Origin of the sequence: Roseovarius sp. Pro17 (assembly GCF_035599575.1) — a bacterium.
Classification (GTDB): domain Bacteria; phylum Pseudomonadota; class Alphaproteobacteria; order Rhodobacterales; family Rhodobacteraceae; genus Roseovarius.
In genome coordinates this window covers 3,222,293-3,239,309 of record NZ_CP141179.1, presented here as the reverse complement: position 1 = coordinate 3,239,309, position 17,017 = coordinate 3,222,293, and the positions used below count along the sequence as shown (strand labels likewise).

At 61.7% G+C, this 17,017-nt stretch carries 17 protein-coding genes; 10 read left to right on the top strand and 7 right to left on the bottom strand.

Annotated elements, in window-relative coordinates; genetic code table 11:
- The first annotated feature begins 68 nt into the window (after positions 1–68).
- Both U3654_RS15605 and U3654_RS15600 read left to right on the top strand, forming a co-directional pair.
- On the top strand, positions 69–605 hold the full coding sequence (locus tag U3654_RS15605) for a hypothetical protein (RefSeq protein ID WP_324752466.1): 537 nt from the start codon (positions 69–71) through the stop codon (positions 603–605).
- The gene (locus U3654_RS15600; RefSeq protein ID WP_324752465.1) at positions 602–1,573 is read left to right on the top strand and encodes a glycosyltransferase; all 972 of its coding nucleotides are present in this window, start codon (positions 602–604) and stop codon (positions 1,571–1,573) included. Before U3654_RS15605 ends, U3654_RS15600 begins: the two co-directional genes overlap by 4 nt.
- On the opposite strand, the gene U3654_RS15595 is transcribed toward U3654_RS15600, so the two are convergent.
- Together U3654_RS15595 and U3654_RS15590 are read right to left on the bottom strand one after the other, a co-directional pair.
- A complete protein-coding gene (locus U3654_RS15595; RefSeq protein WP_324752464.1) occupies positions 1,492–2,148 on the bottom strand; it encodes a hypothetical protein in 657 nt (218 codons plus the stop codon). The two genes, U3654_RS15600 and U3654_RS15595, sit on opposite strands and share 82 nt — an antisense overlap.
- 83 nt (positions 2,149–2,231) lie before the next feature.
- Positions 2,232–4,025: a DUF2793 domain-containing protein gene (locus tag U3654_RS15590; RefSeq protein WP_324752463.1), complete on the bottom strand. Its 1,794-nt coding sequence runs from the start codon at positions 4,023–4,025 to the stop codon at positions 2,232–2,234.
- A 394-nt stretch (positions 4,026–4,419) separates the two neighbouring features.
- Here U3654_RS15590 and U3654_RS15585 point away from each other — a divergent pair, with 394 nt between their 5' ends.
- Positions 4,420–4,962, top strand: a complete 543-nt coding sequence (locus tag U3654_RS15585; protein ID WP_324752462.1) for a carboxymuconolactone decarboxylase family protein — start codon at positions 4,420–4,422, stop codon at positions 4,960–4,962.
- Positions 4,963–5,192: 230 nt separating this feature from the next.
- Here the strand turns inward: U3654_RS15585 and U3654_RS15575 are convergent, their stop codons facing one another.
- The gene (locus U3654_RS15575; RefSeq protein WP_324752461.1) at positions 5,193–5,492 is read right to left on the bottom strand and encodes a hypothetical protein; all 300 of its coding nucleotides are present in this window, start codon (positions 5,490–5,492) and stop codon (positions 5,193–5,195) included.
- A gap of 180 nt (positions 5,493–5,672) precedes the next feature.
- Here U3654_RS15575 and U3654_RS15570 point away from each other — a divergent pair, with 180 nt between their 5' ends.
- The 3 genes from U3654_RS15570 (at position 5,673) to U3654_RS15560 (ending at position 7,745) form a co-directional block, all read left to right on the top strand.
- On the top strand, positions 5,673–7,097 hold the full coding sequence (locus tag U3654_RS15570) for an aldehyde dehydrogenase family protein (RefSeq protein ID WP_324752460.1): 1,425 nt from the start codon (positions 5,673–5,675) through the stop codon (positions 7,095–7,097).
- A gap of 96 nt (positions 7,098–7,193) precedes the next feature.
- Positions 7,194–7,562, top strand: coding sequence for a hypothetical protein (locus tag U3654_RS15565; RefSeq protein WP_324752459.1), 369 nt, complete (start codon positions 7,194–7,196; stop codon positions 7,560–7,562).
- 6 nt (positions 7,563–7,568) lie between these two features.
- The gene (locus tag U3654_RS15560; protein WP_324752458.1) at positions 7,569–7,745 is read left to right on the top strand and encodes a hypothetical protein; all 177 of its coding nucleotides are present in this window, start codon (positions 7,569–7,571) and stop codon (positions 7,743–7,745) included.
- On the opposite strand, the gene U3654_RS15555 is transcribed toward U3654_RS15560, so the two are convergent.
- On the bottom strand, positions 7,730–8,848 hold the full coding sequence (locus U3654_RS15555) for an S-(hydroxymethyl)glutathione dehydrogenase/class III alcohol dehydrogenase (RefSeq protein WP_416384588.1): 1,119 nt from the start codon (positions 8,846–8,848) through the stop codon (positions 7,730–7,732). The two genes, U3654_RS15560 and U3654_RS15555, sit on opposite strands and share 16 nt — an antisense overlap.
- 446 nt (positions 8,849–9,294) lie before the next feature.
- Here U3654_RS15555 and U3654_RS15550 point away from each other — a divergent pair, with 446 nt between their 5' ends.
- From U3654_RS15550 to U3654_RS15540, 3 genes are all read left to right on the top strand, one after another.
- Positions 9,295–10,278 (top strand): TAXI family TRAP transporter solute-binding subunit, encoded by a 984-nt coding sequence (locus tag U3654_RS15550; protein WP_324752457.1) that lies wholly within the window; start codon positions 9,295–9,297, stop codon positions 10,276–10,278.
- An 89-nt stretch (positions 10,279–10,367) separates the two neighbouring features.
- Complete coding sequence (locus tag U3654_RS15545) at positions 10,368–12,593, top strand: TRAP transporter fused permease subunit (protein ID WP_324752456.1); 2,226 nt, start codon at positions 10,368–10,370, stop codon at positions 12,591–12,593.
- A gap of 84 nt (positions 12,594–12,677) precedes the next feature.
- On the top strand, positions 12,678–13,157 hold the full coding sequence (locus U3654_RS15540; RefSeq protein ID WP_324752455.1) for a flavin reductase family protein: 480 nt from the start codon (positions 12,678–12,680) through the stop codon (positions 13,155–13,157).
- A 22-nt stretch (positions 13,158–13,179) separates the two neighbouring features.
- Here U3654_RS15540 and U3654_RS15535 read toward each other — a convergent pair whose 3' ends face one another.
- The 3 genes from U3654_RS15535 to U3654_RS15525 all read right to left on the bottom strand — a co-directional run bounded on the left by U3654_RS15535 (position 13,180) and on the right by U3654_RS15525 (position 16,006).
- Positions 13,180–14,550 (bottom strand): glutamate--cysteine ligase, encoded by a 1,371-nt coding sequence (locus U3654_RS15535; protein WP_324752454.1) that lies wholly within the window; start codon positions 14,548–14,550, stop codon positions 13,180–13,182.
- A 197-nt stretch (positions 14,551–14,747) separates the two neighbouring features.
- Positions 14,748–15,278 carry a hypothetical protein gene (locus U3654_RS15530; protein WP_324752453.1) on the bottom strand — a complete coding sequence of 177 codons (531 nt, stop codon included), beginning with the start codon at positions 15,276–15,278 and terminating at the stop codon, positions 14,748–14,750.
- Positions 15,275–16,006 carry a 16S rRNA (uracil(1498)-N(3))-methyltransferase gene (locus U3654_RS15525; protein WP_324752452.1) on the bottom strand — a complete coding sequence of 244 codons (732 nt, stop codon included), beginning with the start codon at positions 16,004–16,006 and terminating at the stop codon, positions 15,275–15,277. The genes U3654_RS15530 and U3654_RS15525 overlap by 4 nt, the downstream gene beginning before the upstream one ends.
- A gap of 12 nt (positions 16,007–16,018) precedes the next feature.
- Here U3654_RS15525 and ubiA point away from each other — a divergent pair, with 12 nt between their 5' ends.
- A complete protein-coding gene (gene ubiA, locus U3654_RS15520) occupies positions 16,019–16,978 on the top strand; it encodes a 4-hydroxybenzoate octaprenyltransferase (protein WP_324752451.1) in 960 nt (319 codons plus the stop codon).
- Positions 16,979–17,017 lie beyond the last annotated feature (39 nt).

Below are 17,017 nucleotides of genomic sequence, written 5' to 3'. Positions count from 1 at the left end.
AGAACTTCGGCGTTGCCGCATGCTCCCTTAAGGCGAGCGATGCCACAGATGACACTGGATAGCACCCCATGACAGACAGCATCAGCCCCGGCGCCGACGGTCAGGCCAATCATACCCTCGCCGTTATGCGCGACGAGACCCGCGAAGGGGCGCTGGCGGTGGATGTCGATTTCCTGCCGGGCCTTGCATTTCATGCTGATCCGGCGCTGGAAATTTCGGGCAGTTTCGCGTCACCCAAGGGCCGAATTCTGGATTTCGACGCACATATGGGGCCGGGCCTCGGCGAATGGGTGGGGCTGCATGTGGCGCTGCCTGCGGGCGATCTGCGCCAGGCGGGGATTCTCGGCTTTGCTGCGCGCGTCTCGGCGCCCGAAATCATGGTGGTGCGCGCCTGTTTGCGCAGCGGAACGATCAATGGCTTCGTCGATTGCTTCTTTGACAAGCATCTGATGGTGCGTCCCGAAGAGGCCAGCCATCTTGATGCTCTGCCCGTCCAGTACCGCGACCAGATCCCGATGCAGGCGCCTTGGCGCGAACTGGTGCTGTTTCTGCCCACGCATGATTTTCGCATGTCCCTGATTGATCTGCGCACCTTTATCGTATGAACCTCGCGCTGGTCATCCCGGTGCGCAACGATCAGCTGGGGCTGGATCGGCTGGTGGCGCAGGCCCGTTTCATGGGGGTGTTCGCCCAGATCGTGGTCGTCGATGACGCCTCGGAGGTTCCCGTTAGCGTGGCAGGCGATATCATCGGCCCGCGCCGGTGTCCTGTCACGGTTTTGCGCCGGGATGCGCGGGGCGGGGCCGGGACGGCACGCAACCTCGCGCTGGGGATGGTGCAAACCGATCATATGATCTTTTTCGACAGCGACGATCTTTTTACGCCTGAATTCGCGCCGCTCTGGGAGTCGCTTCAGGGGCGGGATTTCGATTTCTGCCTGATGCGTTATCAGGACAGCGAGCGGGCGCATTTCGGTGGCTGGGGGCAGAATCCGCACGACGAAGCGTGCTGGAAGAGGGCCGAGGCAGGCAATGATGTTCTGAGCGAGCCAAGCGAAACGGCCCTTTGGACCCTGGCCCAAGCGGGGAATTTTCCTTGGAACAAGATCTATCGCACCGCATTTCTGCGCGACAACGGTCTGCGCTGCACGGAAACGCAGGTGCATAACGATATCGAACTGCACTGGGGCAGCTTTCTGGCCGCGCGCCGTGTCATTCTCTCTGCGCGCATCGGGGCGCTGCATGTGGTGCGTCCGGGGGCGGATCGCCTGACCAACATATCGGATGCCACGCGCCTTCAGCTGTTTCAGGCACTAAACCGCGTGCTTGAGACGCTGGCACAGCACGGTAATCCGCTCCCCGCCACTTTGTCGTTCCTGCGTTTTGCCGCTGATCTGCTGATCTGGGCTGAGCGCATGATTGACGCGGACCTGCGCGACGCATTTCGCACCCGTACACAGATTTTCCTGCAATCAGCAGTGACGGCGCAGATTCACGAGACCTTGATCCATGAAGATCCGGTGCTGGCACTGCAACTTTGCCTGCAAAGGTCGGCGGAGCCTGTGCCATGCTGACCCTCGCGTTTCTGGCTGATGGCGATACGCCCGCACTGAAGGCGGCGCTTGAATCGCTCGCTGGGCTGGCCACACCGGATCGCCCGCTGCTGCTGCTGGTTGATCCCGACTCCCAAGGTGGCAACCGTGACATGCTGCGGATGTTCGTAAATCGCCACGGCGGAAACCTCTTGCCGCTGGGTGAGGCGCTGACGCGCGCCGAGGCGAGCGCGCTCGCACGCAAAGAAACCGGCGCTGATTATGTGCTGGTGCTGACATGCGATGATCGGGTGAACAACGCGAGCCTCGCGGCGCTGGAGCAGTCGCTTGAACTGTACCGCCCCGATCTGGCGGTCATGGCGTCCGGCGGATGGATCACCCACCCGGATCGCCCCCTGCCTGGCCCGGACGCGCGCCGCGCCGCCGCGCTGCCTGCCAAGCCTGACGTGGGGGATCTGCTCACGCTTTATCCCGATTCCCGGCACCTGTTGATCCGAGGGGGCGAGTGCGCCGTGTCTGATCCCCTTGCGGATCCGCGCGCAGCTTGGGACATCTGGGAAAAGACGATAAAAAAGGCGGAACAGATCCTGTTCCACCCCTATCCCGTTCTGCTCACCGCTACGTCCCGTTGCGGCGCAGCGGCCAGTCTGGACGCCATCGCGCCGATGCTGGCCGCTGCTCACAAGGCGGAACGCGCCGACCGGCTGGCTCGCGCCCTGCACTGGGTGGGCGATGCTCTGGCACTCGCCCCGCCAGAAACGGCGGCCGACACGCTCACCGCCGCCGCGCGCCTCCTGCGCGCTCTGCCCCGATCCTTGCGCGCGCAGGTCTGCGCGGCACCGGCGCCGGCAGGGCCGTTCCTGAACGCCGTTCGCAACGGCCAGGATGGTGCGGCGCATCTGGCATTACTGGCCAGCGCCCGCACCGATCTGCATATGCGCGCGCTGGCCGGTGAATACGCCGCCCTGCGCACCGATCTGAACGCCGCCTTGCCCGGTCCCGCGTATCTGAGGGCATTGCACACGCGTCTGTGGACGCGATGAACCGGGACGACGCGATTTAGAACCAGCGACCAATCGCCGTCAGTGTCAAATCGAAGTTGACTGCCGTGTGACTTTGACCTGCCGGCGCTAAGCAGCGCCGCATCGAAATAGCTGCCCGCTGTAACGCGGCGGATATTCGCAATGGCAAACGACTGCCCGATCGAGAAGTTGTCGAACGGTGGCACTGCTTGCGTGCTCACGACAGGTTCTACCGCAAAAGGTGCGGGCCAGTTTCCGTCAACATTATCGGTTCGATAGGGGTTGGCGGCCGTGCCGTTACCGTTTTTCGTGATATTGCCCATCGCGATCTTGAGGGTGCAGAATTGGGTGCCATCGGCAAAGCGTACATAGTCTCCGCCGCCGCCTGTGCCCCGTTCGATCACCGCCCCCGTCGGAATGCCGCCCGTCTGGGTGACCGTGCCCAGCAATGTTATCCCTTTGTAATCCGCGTTCCAGTCCGACCACTGCGTGCCGGCGTCGTTGCGAATACGCTCATAACGACGCAGATCGCCCGGCATGCCAGTGGCAGCGTGGCCATATTCAGCCGTCTGTTTCACCGCCTGCCCGGTATCAAGCCGCCGGGTCCGGATCATGACAAGACTGCCATTAGGGCTCTGCGGCCAAGTTCCGGGGTTGTCATCGCTGACCAGCCCGGCAAAGCCGGCGGCGGCCGCATCGATATCCACATTGGCAGCGGCGCTATAGTAGCCGCCGAACCCGTTCAGCCCGGCCGTCAGCGCACCTTCGGTCGTCACGAGGCGCCCGGGCGCGGTGTCGGACACATCCGCCTGCACGGCTGCGCCGCTCAGCAGCCCGGTGGTGGCGTCGACCTTCAGCGCTTCGGTCCAGTTGGCGCCATCGGCCGAGACCTTGATCGCAAAATCATCCGTTCCAACCAGCCCCATTTCCGCGCGCCCCGAAAATCCGGTTTGATAGAGCAGCGACGCCGTATCGCTTGCTTCAGCCTTGTTAATCTTTAGCTGGTGGCCCGCGCCAGCATGGCTCAGCAAGGTGGCCTCTGCTGCAACCGACAGCGCATTGGTGGCATCAGAGCTGGCATTGATCCCGATACCGGTGATGTTTTGCAGATTCGAGGTCGGTGCGTGCCAGACACCGCCTTGAAAGACGAGATCGCGCGCCGCCGCCCCGTCCCAGGCGCGCCAGCCCTCCTGCGGCGTGACAAAGATCCAACCCCCGGACCATTGCGCCAGCTTGCCTGCTTGCCCGGCCCAAGCATCCGTGGGCGCGGCGCCTATGGCATACACTTCGCCCGCCTCGGGGCTTTCGGGCGGCGTGTTGACGTCCACCCCGGCCAGAACCATTTGGGTGATCCCGTCCAGAATGCGTAGCGCCTCATTGTGGGTGACGTGCTTCTGGGCTTGAGACGGGGCGATTAACGGCAGGCTCAGGCGGGCGGTCGTATCGGACATGACAGGGAAATCCTCGCGAAGGTTCAAGATTGCGCAAAGCATCGGTCCAGACAGTTAACGTCTGCTACCAGAGCGTACTCATCACGGTTAACGCCCAATTTACCTTTCTCGCGCCTCCACCCACCCCGGAAAGGCACGGTCCGATTGTTCAGCCGCGCCCACCCGTCGTCGCACCGAGAAGCAGTTGGGCACCAACGACCTACAAGACCAAGAACTGGTCGAACTATAACCTTTTCCTGAAGCGTCGCGACCAAAGTGCTGTCGTAGGAACCCCACAGAAAGTGCTTGGCACAGTGGGCGCAAAGATTGTGCTATATGCTCGTCTATCAACATATGAACAGATCGGCGGTAGCCGATTTGCGGCGCCCTATCTGAGAAATGGAAAGTTAGGATCATGACCCAGTCGCCTTTTGTACCTTTGTCTGATGCTGAATGGCCCACGCAGATTTCCGATTTGCGCGACGATTTTGCAGGGGCGCTGAACGTGTATCGCACGATGGCACACCACCCAGATCTGCTGCGGGCTTGGGCCCCGCTGCGCCAGCATATAGTGAAAGACAATCAACTCGGCCCCATTCGCACAGAAGTGGTAATCCTGCGCACTGCGGTCCGTCTTGGATCGGAATATGAATGGGCACATCACGTGAGCCGGTCTCGCGCATTGGACATGGACGATGCGCGGATAGCGGCGATCCGCGAAATGCCCGATGGTGAAGATGGCTTGATCGTGCGAGCGGTAGATGCCCTGATCGACAACAGACATTTGACGCTGGAACAGGAAGCAGAACTGGCAGCCATTATTGGAGGCAAGGCAGTGATTGACCTGATTGCTACCGTCGGATTCTACTCAATCCTGGGTTATCTGCTTCTGACCTATCAGACGCCGCTCGATGCTCGCATCGACGCAGAGATGATGCGCAATCCTCTAAGTCTGTGATTCCTCGGTTTGATGCGGTGATCCTTTTCTCAGGAGTGTAAGGAAGCACTAAAGACCTTTGGGCATTTGACCCAGCGGGTTGCGACGCGTTGCAAATCCTCCAGCCTGCCGAACACGACGTCGATCCTGGTGCGCGCCGTCAATATCAGCGCTCATCGTTCCGACCCGTTCAGTACGTTCGGGCATTCGCTCATCGCACTCATCTGCAACCCCATCATCGGCTGACCGTACTACACCCGGCAACCCAGCTCTTTTGCGTGGCGCAACAGGGGCGTTTCTACCGGGACCCTGATGACATCGACCACGATCATGATTGGCTGCAAGCGGTTGACCTCGAGGGGTAGCGGATCATTCCCGTTCAACCCCAAGGGCGTTGCATTGATGACGATGTCATGGCCCTCAGGATCGGGCGCTTCGGCGTGCAGCGCACAACCGCGACAGGTCTGTGCCACCAGCCGGGCGATATCCTCGTTGCGGCTTTCGGCAGTATCGCTGATGGTGATGGCGTAGTGCCCGCTTCGGCACGGCAATAGGCCAGCGATGCTTTGGCCGCGCCGGCGCCGACACCGTCGAAATTGCCTGCGTGCCACTGGTCGCCAAGGCGATGCTGGACAGCGCCGCCGCGACCGATCCGGGCGACTGGAACGTGGGACATGTTGAAACGTTGACCAATTGCGCCGTGACATCGGCGCGCTGAACAGGAGGTTACCATGGAACATCTGGGTAAATTCTACATCGACGGCAAATGGGTCGCCCCGGAATCGGCTCGTAAATTTCCCGTCCTGAATCCCGCGACCCAAGAGCAGATCGGCGAAATCGCACTCGGCAGTGAGGCCGACCTTAACAAGGCCGTCGCCGCCGCGAAAAAGGCATTCCAGACCTATGGCCGCACCACGCAAGCCGAGCGGCTGAAGCTGCTTGAGCGGATGATGGAGGCCAGTCGCGAACGGTTCGAGGATCTGGCGCAGGCGATTAGTCGCGAAATGGGCGCGCCGATCACGATGTCTCGCGAGGCGCAAGCGGACGCGGCCATTGGCCACCTGCAAGGTTTTATCGACGCGATGAAGAAACAGGAATTGCGCGAGACGCTGGACAACGGCGATATTGTGGTGCGCGAACCTATCGGTGTTTGCGGGCTGATCACGCCGTGGAACTGGCCGATCAACCAGATCGCGCTCAAGGTCATTCCGGCGCTGGCGACGGGTTGCACCTGTATACTGAAACCGTCCGAGCATACGCCGCTGTCGGCCATGATCTACGCTGAGATCATTGATGCCGCGGGCTTCCCTGCTGGCGCGTTCAACCTCGTCCATGGCGATGGCGAGACGGTCGGACGTGCCATGTCGCAGCACCCCGATATCGACATGATTTCATTTACCGGATCGACCCGCGCGGGCCGCAGCATCACCCGTGACGCTGCCGAGACGATCAAGCGCGTCACGCTAGAGCTAGGGGGCAAGTCGCCCAACCTCGTCTTTGCCGACGCGGATATGGAGCCGCGCGTGACGGCGTCGGTGCAGGAATGCATGTATAACACTGGCCAATCCTGCGACGCGCCCACGCGCCTGATCGTCGAGCGGTCCTGCTATGATGAAGTCTGCGAGATCGCGCGCCAGGTCGGCGAGGCCATAGAGGTGGGCGATCCGACCAAAGAGGGCGATCACATCGGCCCGCTGTTCGATCAGATCCAGTATGACCGTGTGCAGGCCATGATCGAGGCAGGCATCAACGAGGGCGCGACCCTTTTGGTCGGAGGCACAGGCAAGCCTGATGGGCGCAATACCGGCTGGTTCTGCCGCCCAACGATCTTTTCCGACGTGCGAAATGACATGCGTATCGCGCAGGAGGAGATCTTTGGCCCCGTGCTGGTAATCATCCCTTTCGAGGGAGAAGAGCAGGGCATCGAGATTGCCAATGACACGCCCTACGGCCTTGCCGCCTACCTGCAAACCGGCGATCCCGACCGGGCCGAGCGTGTGGCCGCGCAGCTACGCGCTGGGGCCGTGCATATCAATGGCGGCGGCTTCAACTACGGCTCGCCCTTTGGCGGGTACAAGCAGTCGGGCAATGGCCGCGAGGGCGGATTGTTCGGGCTGGAAGACTATCAGGAGATCAAGACGCTGCACTTTGGCTAACACCGGGTGACAGGGGAACAGCTTCACGGGGCGCGGCTGGTTCCGCCGCGCCATTTCTTTGCCAATGACAGGAGATTCCATGACCCTTTTGACTGATTGATCCCTCTTGCGCCGTCGCTGAACGGTCGCATTGATGCCCATTTGAATGCCCGCACAGGCCGCGACACCAAAAAAGGCTACACCCTAAGAAATCATATCAGAGAAGTTGCACAAAGCTGGGAGGCGTCAGCGGACGCCAAGCAGTGGGCGGTCAAAATCCGCAAAAGTATGTTGTCTCACAACCGCAAGGCCGTGCGCCCGGAGGGCGTCATAGCCTCGGTAGATTGTCATCGCTTTGAGGGCAGCGCGTCGGTCGGCAGCGCGCTGGTCGAGCAGATCGTTGAGATGCGCGTAGACGGGCAAACGTGGTCATCGACCTTGAGGCGGGCAATGCCGAACGATGGCTGCTGGACCGCGGTTGGATGAAACGCCATGATGCGCGTGCTAGTGAAGCGCCGCCAAACCGTCGACGATCCGTTGTCGATCGGCTACATGCCGAATACGGCGTGGAACGACACCAACTGGACGAGTGAGCGTTTCGTAAAGCTGGATCGCGAGGGCCGCGCCGCACGTGGCGCGACCCCTCGTTTCGCTTACTTATCGAAGTGAATGACGCTGCGGATGCTTTTGCCTTCGTGCATCAGATCGAACGCCTCGTTGATGCCCTCAAGACCCATGGTGTGAGTGATGAAATCGTTCAGCTTGAATTCGCCCTTGAGGTAGCGCTCGACATAGTCGGGCAGTTCCGACCGGCCCTTGACGCCGCCAAAGGCAGACCCGCGCCAGACCCGGCCGGTGACCAGCTGGAACGGACGGGTGCAGATTTCCTGACCCGCGCCGGCGACACCGATGACCACGGATTCACCCCAGCCCTTGTGGCAGCATTCCAGCGCCGAGCGCATGACATTGACGTTGCCGATACACTCAAACGAGTAATCAACACCGCCGTCGGTCAGTTCCACGATCACATCCTGAATCGGCTTGTCGTGGTCCTTGGGGTTGATGAAATCGGTCGCGCCCAGTTTGCGGGCCAGATCGAACTTGCTCTCGTTGATGTCGATCACGATGATCCGGCTGGCCTTGGCCATCGTCGCGCCGATCACGGCCGAGAGGCCGATGCCGCCCATGCCAAAGATCGCGACGGTCGCGCCTTCCTCGACCTTGGCGGTGTTCATCACCGCGCCCATGCCGGTGGTGACGCCGCAGCCCAGCAGGCAGACTTCTTCCAGCGGGGCGTCGGGATTGACCTTGGCCAGCGAAATCTCCGGCAGCACGGTATATTCGGAAAAAGTCGAGCAGCCCATGTAGTGCAGGATCGGCTTGCCGTCCTTGGAAAACCGGCTGGTGCCGTCGGGCATCAGGCCCTTGCCTTGCGTTTCGCGGATCTTCTGGCAAAGGTTGGTCTTGCCGGATTTGCAGAACTTACATTCCCCGCATTCGGGCGTGTAGAGCGGGATCACGTGATCGCCGACGGCAACGCTGGTCACGCCTTCGCCGATGGATTCGACGATACCGCCGCCCTCATGGCCCAGAACAACCGGGAACAGCCCCTCGGGATCGTCACCCGACAGCGTGAACGCATCGGTGTGGCACACGCCCGAGGCGACGATGCGAATGCGCACTTCGCCAGCCTGCGGCGGCGCCACGTCAATCTCTTCGATCGAGAGCGGCTGGTTAACCGCCCAGGCGACAGCCGCTCTGGATTTGATCACGTCAGTCATGAGGACTCGCTTTGCTTCTGGTTGGTGAATTGCCCGCGCGAGCGGAAGGTGAATGCTGGAGAGTTCTACACTATTCCCACAGGGGGATAATTGTCCAACTTAACAAGCTTCCAATATATTGGTGCAACATCTCAGGCAAGTCCGGTGACCGGCAAAGCGTCGGTGTTCAGGTGGGCAAGTGTTTGCGAATTCGTCGCCGAGGCAGAGCTTTTTACTGTGGCTGCCACTCCACCGGGGACTGCGACGAATGCTTTCAGGCGCTCAATGAACTGGTCCAATGCTGCGAAATTGACTGAGGCGGCACTGGTTTCTGGCCAGGGTATCCGGCACGCGGCGCGCATTTTGCTTGTCATCGGGGGGTGCGCTCCGCTTTAGTCCGGTATGGTCGCGGCCCAAAGGTGGCGCCGCGCAGATGACATGGACCTAGGGAGAGAGACATGAAATTTACAGCAATCCTTGCATCCACCACGATAATCGCCGCAGGCGCGGTCTTTGCGCAGGATGTCGATAAAACGGACTGGCCCACCAGCTTTACCGTCGGAACGGCCAGCCAGGGCGGCACATATTTCGCCTATGGTTCGGGCTGGGCGAACCTCGTGGCCGAAGAGCTGGGCCTGACGGGCGGCGGCGAAGTCACTGGCGGACCGATGCAGAACATGGCGCTGGTGCACACTGGCGAGGCCGCGTTTGGCATGACCACGATGGGACCGGCAGCCGAATCACTGGCAGGCACCAACCCGATCGCACCGGGTCTGGAAATGACGCAGGCCTGCGCCATGTTCCCGATGTATCAGACGCCGTTTTCTGTAACCGCGCTGGCATCCTCGGGTATCAAGAGCGTCGCGGACATTCCCGCTGGTGCCAAGATCGGGTTTGGCCCCGCCGGATCGACGTCCGACACGTATTTCCCGCGCATGATGGATACGCTGGGCGTCGATTATGAGCGGCGCAATGGCGGCTGGACCGATCTGGGTGGCCAGTTGCAGGATGGCCTGCTGGATGTCATCGCCTTCGCCGCAGGCGTGCCGGTGCCCGCTGTCAGCCAGTTGGAGGTGCAGACCGACGTCAACATCATCGAGTTCACCGAAGAAGAGCAGGCCAAGCTGCTGGCAGAATTCCCCGTCTCGGACTTCTCGATCAAGGCCAGCACCTACAGCACGCTTGAGGCTGACGCGCGCTCGGTTTCGATGTGGAACTTTGCCATCGCGAATTGCGACTTGCCCGACTCCTTCGTGAATGCCGCCGTCGATGTTGTCATGTCCGACAACGCACGCATGGTTGGCATTCACAAGGCCGCTGGTTCGACCTTGCCTGAAAACTGGGACAAGAACAAAGTGTTGAAATGGCATCCCGGTGCCGCAGCCTGGTTCAAGGAAAATGCAGGCGCGGACATTCCCGATGACATGATCTACGGCAACTGAGCCAATCCAATCGTTTTACATGCCGCCCCTGATCGGGCGGCATGTTACCGCTGCGCAAGCGGCCACACTTCGGGAAGGGTGAAGTTTCTATGACAGATCAGGACAGTCAGATCATAGCCGAGGGCGTCGACGAGGAACCTGTCGAGAGCAATCGCCGTATTTTTGCGGGGCGTGGCTATCTGATCGTGGCTGCCCTTTCGGCGATATATGCGTTCTTTCACATGGCCGCGTTAAATGGCCTGTCGATCTCCGAATGGACCGGACTCGAGGTGCCGTTCCTGCCGACCTTCCCGATGGAAACCTGGAATTTCCGCATCGTGCATATCGCGGGCGCGCTGATCCTCGGCTTTACGCTATATTCCGCGCGCGGGTTCATCGACGAGGGCAAGAGCGCGGCGCGCCATCCGCTCGATATTATCGCGGCGCTGGCCATTTTGCCCGCGCTTTATGCCACTTGGACTGCCTTCCGCATCGCCAACCAGATCGCTGGCGGTGTGATGTGGAACGGGATGACCCCAGAATTCAAGAACCTCGAGATTTATCAGTTTGGCCTGCCGCTAATTGCGGCTACCGCCATCGGCATCGTGGTCGGCTGGCTGCGGGGCCGCGAGCGCGGGCAAATCGCCATCGCCGATCTGCTGCTGTCGCTTTGCGCCATCGCGGTCGCCGTTTACCTCATCACGATTTACGGCACGCTCATGCGCAACTCGACCGGCACGCCCTTTGCGCCCATCGGCATCAGCCTCGCTGCCGTGGCCGGGACCGCACTGATCATGGAGATGACACGCCGCGTCGCGGGTCTGGCGCTGATCGTGATATCGGGGATATTCCTGATTTATGTCTTTACCGGCGACATGCTGCCCGGCTTTCTCAATGCGCCGAATATTCAATGGACGCGGTTCTTTAGCCAAGTCTACACCGATGCGGGTATCCTCGGGCCAACGACGGCGGTTTCGTCGACCTATATCATCCTCTTTATAATCTTCGCGGCCTTCCTTCAGGCGTCGAAGGTCGGCGACTACTTCGTCAACTTCGCCTTTGCCGCCGCAGGGCGCGCGCGCGGCGGCCCGGCGAAGGTGGCGATTTTCGCCTCTGGCCTCATGGGCATGATCAACGGCACGTCAGCGGGCAACGTGGTCGCGACAGGCTCGCTGACTATCCCATTGATGAAGAAGGTCGGCTATCACAAGAAGACCGCCGGCGCGGTCGAGGCAGCAGCGTCCACCGGCGGGCAGATCATGCCCCCGATCATGGGTGCAGGCGCGTTCATCATGGCCGAGATTACGGGCATCCCCTATACCGACATCGCCATCGCGGCGATCATACCGGCGGTTCTCTACTTCGTGTCGATCTACTTCATGGTCGATTTTGAGGCGGCCAAACTGGGCATGCGCGGAATGCGCGAAGACGAGCTGCCCAAGTTCCGCGACATGATCCGCCGGGTGTTCCTGTTCCTGCCGATCATCATCCTGATCGTGGCGCTCTTTATGGGCTATTCGGTGATCCGGGCGGGCACGCTGGCGACGGCCGCCGCCGCCGTCGTGTCGTGGTTTACGCCCTATCGCATGGGCATGCGCAGCATCTTGAAGGCGTTCGAGCTGGCCGGCATCATGTCGATCCAGATCATCGCGGTCTGCGCCTGTGCAGGCATCATCGTGGGCGTCATCAGCTTGACAGGCGTTGGCGCGCGGTTCTCTTCGGTCCTTCTGGGCCTTGCTGATGCCAGCCAGTTCCTGGCGCTCTTCTTTGCGATGTGCATCTCGATCCTCTTGGGCATGGGGATGCCGACGACGGCGGCCTACGCGGTGGCCGCATCGGTCGTCGCGCCGGGCCTTGTTCAGTTGGGCATTCCTCAACTGACGGCGCATTTCTTTGTCTTTTACTTTGCGGTCGTGTCGGCCATCACGCCGCCTGTGGCGCTGGCCAGCTACGCAGCGGCGGGCATATCGGGCGCCAACCCGATGGAGACGTCGGTGGCGTCGTTCAAGATCGGCATTTCGGCGTTCATCGTGCCGTTCATGTTCTTCTACAACGGCGCGATCTTGATGGACGGAACATGGTTCGAGGTTATCCGCGCAGGAACCACCGCCGTCTTTGGCGTCTTTCTGCTATCTTCGGGCGTGCAGGGCTGGTTTGCGGGCGGGCGCGTGGCGTGGTTCATTCGCGCCGGGCTGATACTGGCGGCGCTGTGCATGATCGCGGGCGGGATTATTACCGACGCGGTCGGGATCGCGCTGGCCGCGGTATTGTTCGTGGTGCAGCGTCGATTCCGGCCTGCACCGGATGCGCAGATCGCGGTGCATGGCAGCGATTGACAGGGGGTGCATCCCTGTGGCGACCGATATAGAAGGGGCGCGCGTGCCTCTTCTTGGCCAAACCCGCCACCTGCCGGAGCGTTCATGACCATAAAAGATACCCGCGCCCTGCGTGATGCATTTGGCCGGTTTGCCACCGGCGTAACGGTGCTGACCACGCGTGAGGCGGATGGCACGCCGCGTGGGTTCACCGCCAATTCCTTTAGCTCGGTATCGCTCGATCCGCCGCTGGTTCTGGTTTGCATCGGGGATAACGCACATAGCGGCCCGGCCTTTCGCGCGGCGCCGCATTTTGCGGTGAACATCCTCAGTGCCGATCAGAAGGGAACCGCCAACCTTTTCGCTTCGCGCAGCGAGGACAAGTTCGGTCAGACAGATTGGTATGCGGGCGCGCATGACGTGCCACTCTTGCCCGGCGCGCTGGCGACTCTGGTCTGTGCCCAGCACCAACTGGTCATGGCCGGAGATCACGTCATACTGATCGGCGAGGTGCTACAGACCGACATGCGCGATGGGCCCGCGCTGGGCTACCATCGCGGCAATTACTTTTCGGTCCCGCATTAGGAAAAACGGGCGCTTTGCAGGATCAGTAGGAATATTCGCCGTAGATCCGGCTGAGATCGCCGTTCCATTCGCCATTATAGCGCGCCAGTAGCTCGTCGGCCGGGGTCTGGCCCGACTCGATGCTCTCGCGCAGGGCATTCAGGAAATGCGTTTCATCGGGGATCAGGCCTTCGGCGCCGGGACGGGCGCGGGCGCGCAGACCAGCCCCCGAGATGTCCACCGCCTGCCGCGCGATTTCGTGCATGTCGATACCATCAACCTTGGCCTGAAGCGCATCGACGCTGGCAGCGACGCGCAGCGCCTCGCGTTGCTCAGGCGTCCAATGCTTGACCAGATCCCAAGCGGCATCAAGGCTGCTTTGATCATACAAGATACCGGTCCAGAAGGCGGGCAACGCACACAGGCGTCGCCACGGGCCGCCATCTGCACCGCGCATCTCCATGAATTTCTTAATACGTGCCTCGGGGAAGGTCGTTGTGAGGTGATCGGCCCAGTCCGACAGAGTCGCAACCTCGCCCGGCAGTGCGGGCAACTCACCGCGCATGAAGTCGCGAAAGGACATACCCAGCGCATCGATATATTTGCCGTCGCGGTAAACAAAGTACATCGGCACATCGAGGGCGTAGTCGACATATCGATCGAACCCCATGCCGTCCTCAAAGACGAAGGGCAGCATCCCTGTGCGATCGGCGTCCAGATCGCGCCAGACGCGGCTGCGCCACGATTTATGGCCGTTCGTTTTGCCCTCGAAAAATGGCGAGTTGGCGAAGAGGGCGGTTGCGACCGGTTGAAGCGCCAGCGCCACGCGGAATTTTTGAACCATGTCGGCCTCGGACGCAAAGTCCAGATTGACCTGTACCGTGCAGGTACGGCGCATCATGACCCGGCCCATCGTGCCGACCTTTTGCATGTAGGCATCCATCAGCTTGTAGCGGCCCTTGGGCATCAGGGGCATGTCCTCATGCTTCCATTCGGGCGCCGCGCCCAGCCCGATAATGCCTACGCCGACACGGTCGGCCACATCCTTGACCTCGCGCAGATGCACGTTGACCTCGTCGCAGGTGCCGTGGATCGTCTCCAGCGGAGCGCCTGACAACTCCAACTGGCCGCCCGGTTCGAGCGAGACATTCGCGCCGTCTTTTTCCAGCCCGATCAGATTGCCATCCTCAGTGACGGGCGACCAGCCATGGGCATCGCGCAGCCCCTCAAGAACGGCCAGAACGCTGCGCTCTCCGCGATAGGGGATGGGCTGATGCGTGTCCTTGCAATAGCCGAACTTCTCGTGCTCGGTGCCGATGCGCCAGTCTTCCTTGGGCTTGTTGCCGTCCTCAAGGTAGTCGGCCAATTGGCTGTAGTGTTCGATCGGCCCGCCGCCGGACTGGGGAATGGACATGGCTTGGCCTCCGCTAAAGCGTTTCGAGTGCGCAGTTGAGACCCAACGGGAACTCGAAACGCGCGCAACAATCATTTGTCGTAGGCGTTTTGACATAGATCTTGGCAGGGCAATATGTCGAAACGCTGTGTGTTAGCGTTAAGTAGGTGGCGCGGGGGCAGGGGGGTGTCAACCCGCGAACAGCGAATGCGCGCCGGTCACATTAGCCGCAGATGCGGCGCGACGGTGCCGGGGCGCTGCCACAAAATGGTCGTGCCGGGCGTCGTCAGGCGCATTTCGGCCAGCATCCGTTCGGTGCGCATACCGGGCAGCGCGGCGAAAACATCAAAGAGCGCGTCAGCCCCCGCGGCAGTCAGCGGAATCATCACGTCGGGCTGATCCGGCTGGCTGAGAACCCAATGCGCGGGCTTGCCTGTGCGATCCAGCGTGAGCGCGGTCATTTCCGAGCGCGCGATCACGCCGCCACCCAAGGGGCCGAAATAGCCGATGGCGCCTTCGTCGATCTGCACCACACCGGGGCCGCCCGATCCGGCGGCAAAGCGCATCCGCTGCGCGGCGGCGATCAGCGACACGGCGCCGGCCAGCGCGATCACTGCGCCCAGCCAGAAGATCAGGCCAAAGCTGCGCAGCGCCACATATAGCCCCAATGCCAGCACCGCCGCGCTTACCAGAACGCCCTGCGAGCGTTGCAGCGCCGCGACCGCCTCGGGGCGCAGAAAGCGGCTCATGCCCAGTCGCCCAAGGCGCTTTGCCACAGCGTCAGCGCTGCGACGGCGGCAGTATCGGCGCGCAGGATGCGCGGACCAAGGCGGGTGGCATAGGCGTGGGGCAGCGCGGCGAGGCGCTTGCGCTCCGGCTCCGAGAAACCACCTTCGGGGCCGATCAGAATGGCCCATGGGCCGGAATGTCCGGCGCTGAACAGATCAGCGCCCGACGCCGACGCCAGTGACTCGTCGCAAAACATGATGCGGCGCGCCGGATCCCAGCCGTCCAGCAGCGTGCCCAGCTTGTGCAGAGAGTCCACCGGAGGGACGTATGTGCCACCACATTGCTCGGCCGCCTCAATAGCGTGGGCCTGCAAGCGGTCCTGCCGGATACGCTCGGAATTGGTAAAGTCGGTCTGCACCGGGCAAATGCGTGCGGCGCCCATCTCAGCCGCCTTTTCGACGATGAAATCAGTGCGCGCCTTTTTGATAGGCGCAAAGAGCAGCCAGAGATCGGGCGGCATTTGCAGAGGCTTTGTCTGCGACAGGCAGGTCAGCGTGCCACCCTTCTTGCCTGCCTCGGTCACCTCGGACAGCCATTCGCCATCTGTGCCATTGAACAATGCGACCCGCGCTGCGATGCCCTGCCGCATCACGCCAAAAAGGTAATGCGCCTGATCGCGGTTAAGAGGAACCGTTTGCCCCGGCCCCAATGGCTGCTCTACATACAATCTGATCTTGGCCGTATTCATGAGGTGCACCATATGACCCCAGCCAACCCTAGACCAGAGGGCACCGTGGCCGATGCCGCTGCCGGAAACTGGGTGGATCGGCGCGCGCCAGCGGCGGCGCGGCCCTATCTGCGCCTGTCTCGCGCGGATCGGCCCATTGGGACATGGCTGCTGCTGCTGCCCTGCTGGTGGGGTTTGCTGCTGGCGATGTTGCATGACGGGCAGGCGCGCTGGTTCGATCTGTGGATTTTCATAGGTTGTGCGCTGGGCGCGTTCCTGATGCGCGGTGCTGGCTGCACGTGGAACGACATCACCGACCGGCATATCGACGGCAGCGTGGCACGCACAGCCTCGCGGCCTATCCCGTCGGGGCAGGTCAGTGTGCGCGGCGCACTGGCATGGCTGGTAGCGCAGACGCTGGTGGCACTTTTGATCCTGCTGACGTTTCCACCCATGGCGATCGCCCTCGGCATCCTCGCGCTGGTGCCGGTGGCGATTTATCCCTTTGCCAAGCGGTTCACGTGGTGGCCGCAGGTGTTTCTGGGCATCGCGTTCAACTGGGGCGCGCTGCTGGCGTGGACGGCGCATACTGGGCGGCTGGAATGGCCTGCGGTGATCCTTTATCTGGCAGGGATCGCATGGACGCTATTCTATGACACGATCTATGCGCATCAGGATGCCGAAGACGACGCGCTGATCGGAGTGAAATCCACCGCGCGTCTATTTGGCGACCGCTCGCCCATCTGGCTGCGCCGGTTTCTGGTGGCTGCTGTCGTGCTGATGACCGCAGCTGTGATACTGGCGGCGAAGGGGGGCAATGGGATCGCCGTTCTGGTCGCGTTGCTGGGTCCATGGGCGCTGGGCCTGCACATGCTGTGGCAGATGACGCGGCTCGATACCGAAGACACCAAGGGCCTGCTGACGCTATTTCGCTCGAACCGGGACGCGGGCCTGCTGCCCCTGCCGTTTTTTGCCATCGCCCTCTTGGTGTGATTGAATAACCGCGGCTAGGGGCCTAAAACGCCCCTAGGT